The 1,617-nt window shown below is 65.3% G+C and carries 1 protein-coding gene; it reads right to left on the minus strand.

What is annotated here, in order from left to right:
- Positions 1-15: 15 nt before the first annotated feature.
- Positions 16-1,608: an MBL fold metallo-hydrolase gene (locus ACT53Q_RS10085; RefSeq protein ID WP_476186519.1), complete on the minus strand. Its 1,593-nt coding sequence runs from the start codon at positions 1,606-1,608 to the stop codon at positions 16-18.
- Between the last annotated feature and the right edge of the window lie 9 nt (positions 1,609-1,617).

Consider the following 1,617-nt stretch of genomic DNA (forward strand, 5'->3'; position numbering starts at 1 on the left):
ACGAAGTACGATCATTCACAGCAGCAGTTCCCGTTTTCCGTAAAGCACTTCCGCTTGGCGACCCTGCGAACGCACGGTCGATTCCAGGATCCGCGCTTCCTTGAACTGGGGCAGTTCCTCGGAATACAGGATGCTGGTGATGTGTGTCAGCCAGGGTTCCGCGCCCATGGCATAGACGAAGATGTGTTCGGGGTCGAAGAAGCGATGCATCTCCAGCGCCCGCGCCGAGTCGCAGCCGTCGAGCCGGCGCGACTGGTCCTCGCCGCGCGTCAACATCTTCTGCAGCAGCGGACCGTACAGCCACGTCGCCGGCGCACCGACGCATTCCATGCCGAGGAACAGGCAGTCGACCTGCGGCATCATCCGCTTCAGCGGTTCGTAGAACTCCGCCATCGGCGGGTTGGAGTCGGCGAAGAACAGGCAGCCCTTGCCGTGCATCTGCACACCGAAGGCGAGCTTCGAGCGGATGTCGAGGTCGGCGTGCTCGCCGTAGAACGGCGCACCGATGATGCGGCCGTCCTCGAACTCGATGGTCTCGTACTCGCCGAGTTCGATCACGTCGTCGAAGCCACAGTGGTTCAGCATCAGCTTCAGCGACACGTCCGGCAGGTGGCCGCCGCCCGAGCGCCCGACCACGACGTGCCCGACCTTGTCGCGCAGGCGCAGCAGCGTTTCCAGCACCACGTGGTCCTGGTGCGGATGGGTGATCAGCACGTAGTCGATGCGCGCGGGCAGGTCGTCGAAGGTGAAGTGGTCGAGCGTGGACTCGCCGGGATAGCTGATCAGCGGATCGACCAGCACGCTGGTGCCGGCGCATTCGACCAGCACGCAGGCGTGGCCGAAGTAGCGCACGCGGACGCGGCCGGCGGGCACGTCGTCGGCCTGCGTACGGGTCGGGTGGTCGATGAACATGTCCTGCAGGAACGCCATCTCGCCGGCGTCGCCGACGTGCGGCCGCAGCATCTCCATCAGTTCGCCGAGCCCGTGCCGGCCGCTGCTCATGTGGTTCCACAACGGATCGCCGAACGGCAGGCGCAGTTCCACCGACGACGGCTGGCGCCGGATCTGCGGCGTGCTCAGCACGAAGGTACGCGGCTCATAGGTCGCCTTCTCGAGGATGCAGGTCTGCAGCGAGGGATCGTAGAGCGGGCTGTCGTACAGCACCTTCTCGATGATGCGCGCGACCGGCTGCTTGCAGACGTCGTACGACAGCTCGACGCCGTGGCGGATCGACGGATCGATCTGCGCGTACAGGCCCGGCACGCCGGCGCCCTTGGCCTGCGCGAGGATCATCTGGTACATCGCGTTGATCGACTCGGCGGCGTGCAACTGGCGCGCGCAGCGCTCGCGGGTCTGGTCGCGGAAGCGCGCCATGTCGGCCGGATCGCCGGTGTAGTTGATGAACGGGCCGCCGATCAGCTCCGGAATCTTGATCGACTCCAGGTGCTGGGAGGGATCGTCGACGAACGATTCGAGCAGGTCGAGGTGGTATTGCGTGTAGTGGCCGAACGTCGATGGCGCGACCAGGTACATGTGGGCGAACCACGAATTGATCAGCGGGATGCTGCGGATCCCCGGCGCCAGGGATTTGAGGGTGTTCTGGGTCATGTCCTGTCC

Source organism: Lysobacter sp. DMC97 (assembly GCF_056313745.1).